The 7,099-nt window shown below is 44.5% G+C and carries 9 protein-coding genes; 1 reads left to right on the top strand and 8 read right to left on the bottom strand.

Annotation, left to right across the window (positions count from 1 at the left end; genetic code table 11):
* Window positions 1–127 precede the first annotated feature (127 nt).
* From GVJ38_RS13935 to GVJ38_RS13900, 8 genes are all read right to left on the bottom strand, one after another.
* On the bottom strand, window positions 128–529 hold the full coding sequence (locus GVJ38_RS13935) for a rhodanese-like domain-containing protein (protein WP_159723798.1): 402 nt from the start codon (window positions 527–529) through the stop codon (window positions 128–130).
* Window positions 530–544: 15 nt separating this feature from the next.
* Window positions 545–1,510: an ROK family glucokinase gene (locus tag GVJ38_RS13930; protein WP_159723797.1), complete on the bottom strand. Its 966-nt coding sequence runs from the start codon at window positions 1,508–1,510 to the stop codon at window positions 545–547.
* Window positions 1,503–1,721: a YqgQ family protein gene (locus GVJ38_RS13925; RefSeq protein WP_159723796.1), complete on the bottom strand. Its 219-nt coding sequence runs from the start codon at window positions 1,719–1,721 to the stop codon at window positions 1,503–1,505. The genes GVJ38_RS13930 and GVJ38_RS13925 overlap by 8 nt, the downstream gene beginning before the upstream one ends.
* Window positions 1,722–1,741: 20 nt before the next feature.
* Entirely contained in the window at window positions 1,742–2,413 is a 672-nt protein-coding gene (locus GVJ38_RS13920) for a rhomboid family intramembrane serine protease (protein ID WP_159723795.1), read from the bottom strand.
* A gap of 27 nt (window positions 2,414–2,440) precedes the next feature.
* On the bottom strand, window positions 2,441–2,992 hold the full coding sequence (locus GVJ38_RS13915; protein ID WP_159723794.1) for a 5-formyltetrahydrofolate cyclo-ligase: 552 nt from the start codon (window positions 2,990–2,992) through the stop codon (window positions 2,441–2,443).
* A 74-nt stretch (window positions 2,993–3,066) separates the two neighbouring features.
* Complete coding sequence (locus tag GVJ38_RS13910; RefSeq protein ID WP_159723793.1) at window positions 3,067–4,044, bottom strand: FecCD family ABC transporter permease; 978 nt, start codon at window positions 4,042–4,044, stop codon at window positions 3,067–3,069.
* Entirely contained in the window at window positions 4,041–5,024 is a 984-nt protein-coding gene (locus GVJ38_RS13905; protein WP_159723792.1) for a FecCD family ABC transporter permease, read from the bottom strand. Before GVJ38_RS13905 ends, GVJ38_RS13910 begins: the two co-directional genes overlap by 4 nt.
* On the bottom strand, window positions 5,024–5,812 hold the full coding sequence (locus GVJ38_RS13900; RefSeq protein WP_159723791.1) for an ABC transporter ATP-binding protein: 789 nt from the start codon (window positions 5,810–5,812) through the stop codon (window positions 5,024–5,026). The genes GVJ38_RS13905 and GVJ38_RS13900 overlap by 1 nt, the downstream gene beginning before the upstream one ends.
* Before the next feature lie 163 nt (window positions 5,813–5,975).
* Here GVJ38_RS13900 and GVJ38_RS13895 point away from each other — a divergent pair, with 163 nt between their 5' ends.
* Window positions 5,976–6,899 carry an ABC transporter substrate-binding protein gene (locus GVJ38_RS13895; RefSeq protein ID WP_159723790.1) on the top strand — a complete coding sequence of 308 codons (924 nt, stop codon included), beginning with the start codon at window positions 5,976–5,978 and terminating at the stop codon, window positions 6,897–6,899.
* Window positions 6,900–7,099 lie beyond the last annotated feature (200 nt).

Genomic DNA, 7,099 nt, shown 5'->3' with positions numbered 1-7,099 from the left:
CAATTTAATAAAACGTACAATTTCTGGAATAAAAGTCATCCGCTGCGTAAGCATTCGACTTTTTTGCAATTTTGAATGAAACATAGTTTTCAGATTTTTCTGAAATTATTTGTGCAACACTAGTGACTTAATCGATATTTTTTTGTTTGATCTTCCCTTGCCATTCGTCAAAGCCGCCTTTTAAAATATACAGATCAGTAAAGCCATTTTTTCGTAAAAGGTTCGCTGCTCGAGCGGCCATTGCTTTACGCTGATCGTAAATATAGATCGGCTGATCTTTCCGTAATGAACCAAGCGATTGTTTTAACATACTGATGGGAAAATTCCGCGCGCCTAAAATATGTTTCGCGTTGAATTCATCCCGTTCTCTAACATCGATGACTTGGGCTTTTCGCATCCCGTTTTGGAATTCTTCTTGATCCAACCACGTTGCAGAACGTCGCACCATTAGACGGACCCACGCTTCATTTAGTACAAAGGCTAAAATGATCGCAAGTAAGATGATATTGATTGTCCACCAAATTGACATTGACTCGTTTCCTTTCTATTTTGCAAATTGTAACGCAAGTGACGCTGCACCGATCACGCCAGCTTCATTTCCTAGTTCCGCTAATTTCACTTTCGTACTGTTGCGAACTTGTGGGAAAGTGAATTCCCGGAAATAATTTTCGACCCGACCGCGTAAGAATTCACCCGCAGCAGATACGCCACCGCCGATAATGATCGCAGATGGGTTCAATGTGTTTCCAAGATTGCCGCATGCTAGACCTAAGAAATACGTCACGCGATCCACGACCATCAACGCCAAGTCATCATTGCCTTCTGCTAGCTCAAATACATCTTTACTTGAGACATCTTCCCCATTATCTAGGCTCGCTTTTAATTGCGAAGTCCCCGCATATTCTTCAGCCAGCTTTCGTGCCACGCGGACGACCCCTGTCGCACTTGCCACCGTTTCTAAGCAACCGCGCTTGCCACATGTACATTCAAACCCGTCAGGATCGACCGTCACGTGTCCGATCTCACCAGCACAGCCAGCTACACCGTGAAGCAATTGGCTGTTCATGACGATCCCGCCGCCAACGCCAGTTCCAAGCGTCATGAAAATAACATCTGGATCATTTTCGCCGGCACCTTTCCAACGTTCGCCTAACGCTGCAACATTCGCATCATTATCCAATGCAAACGCGATCCCTGTTCCGCGTTCGATCTGATCTTTGACTGGTTGTAACGTAGTCCAGTTCAAATTATAAGCGCCGATCACCGTTCCGCGCTCAATATCGACACTGCCGGGAGTCCCCATGCCGATGCCGATAAATTGTTCGGGCTTCATCTCATATAATTTCAAATGATGATTGATCGATTCAATGATATCAGGCACGATGTGTTTGCCATCATCTAAAATATTGGTGTCGATGCTCCACTTTTGTTGGATCTCGCCTTCACTTGTCAAAATGGCAAATTTTGCGGTCGTCCCGCCTAGATCGATCCCTAATAATTTTTTATCCATTCGTTCCACCTTCTTGTCGACTTTCTTCAATGTGATGTTCGCGTTTTAAGATGCGCCAAGCTTGTAAATACGTTTCTTTGTCGATCAAACGGCCTTCATAAACATTGCGTAGCTCGATCTGCATCAGCTCGATATCATAGATCCGTTTGCCGACATAGACATAAATGCCAAACTGCTTCAACAGTTGCTGGACATCGTATAAAGTTTCCATCTTATTCACATCCTCAGACATTATACAGGTAAACCTAGTTTTTTAAAACCTAATAATACACAGATCACCGCAAAAAAAATAAAAAAGATGCCCGCCGTGATTCGGCTACGCGGTGCAAAGCGCTCTTTTAAAACCGGTAACGCCGTGATCTCACCCATCAACGCACCGCCAATAACGCCGCCTAAATGCCCCCACAGATCGATTGTCGTATCAAAAATCCCAAACGCAAAATTCAAAACGATAAACAACGCAAATTGTTTCGTCAACGCTTGCATCGCCGGATTGTCGCGAAAATGCCAACCGATGACTAAAAAAGCGCCGAACAAGCCGAACAACGCAGTACTAGCGCCCCCAGATAAGGTCGTCGGGTTATTAAATGCAAAACTAGCGAGATTGCCCATCACACCACTTAAAAAGTACACAAGAGCAAAGCGTCCATGCCCAAAGATCAATTCGCACTGTTTGCCCATATACACTAAGACCACCGCGTTCAACACAAAATGCATCAATCCGAAGTGAATGAACATCGGCGTGACAAAGCGCCAATATTCATGCCGGAACGCGACAGATGGCGAGAACATCCCTAGCTGCTGTTCAACGTGGAGTTGCGGTAACAGATATTGGGCGGCAAAAACCAAAGTATTTACGATAAAAATGCCGTACATCACATACGGTTTTTGATTTGTTTTCATGGTCATTCCTTTCTTGAATGGACTCGATCAGTTGTCAGTTGCCGTTCCAACGAACAATTTTTGGATCGGAATATCAAACGGTTCGACTTCCCAATGATCATGGAGCTGTTCTGCAAACACTAGACTGACCGTTTGACCAGCGTAATCTGCTAAGTAACGATCATAAAAACCACCGCCAAAACCGATCCGATAACCATTTGGTCGATAAAGCAAACCGGGAACGATCAGAAGATCCAATTCATTTTTGTCAGCGACAGCTTCAACTAGTGGTTCATCAACGCCAAAAGGGGTCGTTTCATATTCCGTTGCTGCATCGACCCAGTGGAATTCTAATTTCCGTTGTGGCAATGATTTTGGAACGGCGATTTTTTTCCCTTGAGCTACTGCCAGCCGCATGATCAACGCTGTGGGAAATTCCAAAGCAGTCGAGATCGTCACACCGATCGTTTGCGCCTGTTGCCATTCGGATGAAGCAAACAGCGCTTCTGAGATCTGTTCTACTTGCTGGCGTTTATTTTTCGTTCCGATCAACGCCTCCAGTTGCGCGATCATTTGTTGTCGTAATAATTTTTTGTCCATCAACTGACTTCCTTTCTATTAGAGCTTAACAAAATTCACGCTAAATAAAAAGAGCGAACGCGCGCTCTTTTTGCCTAACTTTTCACTAATTGGTAAATAAAATACGGTGCTCCGATGATGGCTACGACGATCCCGGCTGCGATTTCACCCGTCGGCAAGAGTACCCGACCTAAAATATCGCCATAAAGCAACAACACCGCCCCCAATAAACCCGTTAAAAGAAAGCTGTAATTATTCTTTTTACCCGTCAGACTCCGAGCCATATGTGGTGCGATCAGGCCAATAAAACTGATACTTCCTGCAACCGCTACACTAACAGCTGCTAAACAAACTGCTGCAATTAAAAACCAAAGTTGCGTTTTTTTCAGTCGAACGCCTAGTCCCAAGGCTGCCTCATCCCCGAGATTTAAAATCTCCAACGTTCTCCCGTGGGCCAAAAGCAGCGGGATGATCACGACGAGCCACGGTAAAACGAGCCCGACATGTTGCCAAGTCGTCCCCCAGATCGTCCCGGAAAGCCAAGCTGTTACAAATTGATAACTGTCTTTTGATACTCGGATCGTCCCGATCAAAGTTAAAGCGGAAATCCCCGCATTAACGGCAACGCCCGCTAACAATAACCGATTAGGAACGATTCTTTCAGCTTGTCGGCCGCAAAAATAAACGAGTAAAGCGGCAAACAGTCCCCCGACACACGCAACTAACGGCAACAGCCAACTCATTTGATTATTAGCGAAAAAACCTAAGTAAAACAAAACGAACAGTCCCGCACCCGCATTGATCCCTAAAATTCCCGGATCAGCTAGCTCATTATGCGTGATCGTTTGAAATAAATACCCTGAAAGAGCTAAGCCACAGCCTGCAAAAAGTGCGATCAATAGCCGCGGTAAACGAAAATCAAACACGATCAAATTGGTCGCGTGATCCGCCGTACCGGTCACAACGTGGAGCAGATCACTCAAAGATACCGCCATTGACCCGGTCGTCAAACTGATCACGATCCCCACAATCAGCAACAACAAGCCGAGTAACCCGCTGTACTTCATTTTCATAGCGCGCCCCTCCTTAGTTGTACCAATAGAAAAGGTACACCGATCAATACGACCAGTACTCCCACCGGCGTTTCTAGTGGAGGTGCAACAAGCCGAGCCCCAATGTCCGCAAACACAAAAAAACAAGCACCTAATAAGGCCGTCGCTGGGATCACATAGCGGTAATCATAGCCGACAAAAAAGCGAACGACATGGGGGATCAATAAGCCAATAAAACTGATCGTCCCAACTAACGAAACCGCAGTACCGGCTAGTAACAACACGAGCCCCATCACCAAGCGTCGGATCAAAGCTGGATTTTTTCCTAATGAGATCGCCGTATCATCGCCCAAACTTAAGAGCGTGATCTGAGGTGCGATCAAAAAAGAGCCGATCAAGCCAAGTGCGATCAACGGTAAAGCAAGTTTTACTTGGAGCCAAGAAACATTCCCGGTTCCACCGACAAACCAAAAAGCGAGATCTTGGTTCAAATTAAATAACAAACTGATACATTGACTGACCGCGGAAAAAAAAGTACTCAAAGCAGCCCCCAACAGCACGATCTTAACTGGTTGCAAGCCAAATGAACTTTTTGCCGATGCAAGATAAATAAACCCCAATGCCACTAGTGCACCGCAAAAAGAAGCCAAGATCGCTACCAATGGATTCGGCGATCCCGTCAGTGCAAAGACGATCGCTAAACCTAGCCCTGCTCCCGCATTGATCCCTAATAAGCCTGAGTCAGCCAAAGGGTTGGCGGTGATTCCTTGCATCAGACCACCAGCCGTTGCCAGGGCTGCACCGACTAAAACTGCCCCCAGCATGCGCGGTAAACGTAAGTGATGGATCAATTGCTGAGCGGGATTATTTTTTTGAAAATCCCATAACGCCCCCGCTACATCTTGCCAGCGATTGTCCACCGCGCCATATTTCAATGAAGCCAGCATTCCGACTACTAACAGCAACGCCACAAGTGGAAAAAATAATCTTCGTTGGAGCATCACGAGGCCCCCTTTAAATCATATTGCACAATCAACGGGTTTTTCGTTCCAGCCGGCGTGAAAAAAGTCGCTTCGATATCAAAGAGCAGCTGCATATTTGCTTTAGTAAAAACCTCAGCTGGACTGCCTTGTAGCAGTAACTCGCCAGTTTTCATGCCTAAAATATGATCAGAAAAACGTGACGCATGGTTCAGATCATGGATCGTCATTAAAATCGTCTTGCCTTCACGATTGATTTTCGTCAATAGTTGTAAGATCTCCAACTGATGAGCAGGGTCCAAATAGGTGATCGGTTCATCCAAAATCAAAATATCCGTATCTTGGGCAAGTGCCATCGCGATCCAGACGCGTTGTTGTTGTCCCCCGGATAAAGTCAGTAGTCCTCGCTCTTTCAAATGCGTCAAATTAGTGGCTGCCAATGCCCACTCGATCAATTCCAAGTCGCGTTCTTTTAAGCCAGAAAAGCCTTTTTGATAAGGAAAGCGACCGTATGCCACGATTTCTTCAACACTCAGCCCAGCAACTTGACTACTGGACTGAGCCAGTGACGCGATCTTTTGTGCCACTACGCGGGTATCCAAAGTACTGATATTTTCATCATCTAGTGTGATCACGCCACTCGTCGGTTGTAAAATCCGAGCTAGTGCTTTTAACAAAGTCGATTTGCCACTGCCATTTGGTCCGATCAGACTCGTGATCTGACCTTCTGGGATCTCGATAGTCACATCATTTAAAACGGCTTTTTTTTCATAGCCGGCACATAAATCATTCGTTTGTAATTTTGTCATAAAGGTTCCTCATTTCTAGTGATAACCGTTCTCAATTATCGCTTGAAACACGCTGGGCGTCAACCTTCTTTTTTTCTTTGAAATTCTGATTGACAGCGTTTTTCTTTTCAGTAATAATAGCAATTGAGAAAAATTCTCAATTATAAAGACAGAGGAGTTTACCATGAAGAAAAAAATTTTATTGGGAGCAGCCGCTCTACTAACGATAGCCGCTTTAGGTGCTTGTGGCCAAACGAAAGCCAAAGATGAAAGTATTGGCACACGAACATTAACGGATGCACAAGATCACCAAGTCAAGATCCCGACCAAACCCAAACGCGTCATCGCCTCTTATTTAGAAGATTATTTAGTTGCGTTGGACGAAAAACCCGTCGCTCAATGGACAGTAGGCAAAGGTAAAATCCAAAATTATTTACAAAAAGAATTAAAAGGCATTCCGACCATCAATTACGACTTGCCTTATGAAAACGTGTTGAAATTCAAACCTGACCTCTTACTGATCGGCTCCAATGCAACCGTTGAAGGCGGTAAATATAAAGAATACCAAAAAATCGCACCGACCTATGTCGTTAAAAACGGCGAAAACGTGACCTGGCAACAGCAATTAAACGAAATCGGGAAGGTCTACAATAAAGAAGACCAAGCCAAAAAAGTCGAAGCTGACTATGACCATTTAGTCAAAGAGACCAAAAGCCAATTGCAAGCTAAGATCGAAGGTAAATCAGCAGCTGTTTTATGGGTGACCAACAATTCTGCTTTCATGGTAGCCGAAAAACGTTCCAGCGGGCGGTTGCTTTATGGCGATCTTGGCTTTGAAGTACCTGGTCTAGTCAAACAAGTCAGTGAAAAAGCAACTTCTGATTGGTCTCCTGTTTCATTAGAAAGTTTGTCACAACTCGATGCAGACTATCTTTTCTTAGTCAACAGCGACCAAGGAGCTGCGATGTTCAACGATCCATCGTGGCAAAATATCCCCGCCGTTAAAGAAAAACACTTATTTGAATTCGGACCTGAAACTAGCTGGCTTTATAACGGCCCGATCGCGTATACAAAAATGGTGGAAAATGTAAAAGAAGTGTTGAAGTAATCAACACTAGCAGATAATCACTTTGCTAAAAAATGAATCAAAACTAAACCAGGGAACGGGCCATAACTAAAACGGCTCTATAATATCTAGTGTTGGTGGCAGAATCTGTCGCGAACACTTTTTTATCTTTTTTTGAAAAAAAGCAAAAAGACATCTTGAAATCCTTTAGAATAAAGTCGACAAAAACCAATCAAAAGGAG

The organism is Enterococcus sp. CSURQ0835, assembly GCF_902706605.1.
In the GTDB taxonomy this organism is placed as follows: domain Bacteria; phylum Bacillota; class Bacilli; order Lactobacillales; family Enterococcaceae; genus Enterococcus_A.
Note: the sequence above shows the minus strand (reverse complement) of the source record. Positions and strands in the feature narration are given on the sequence as shown.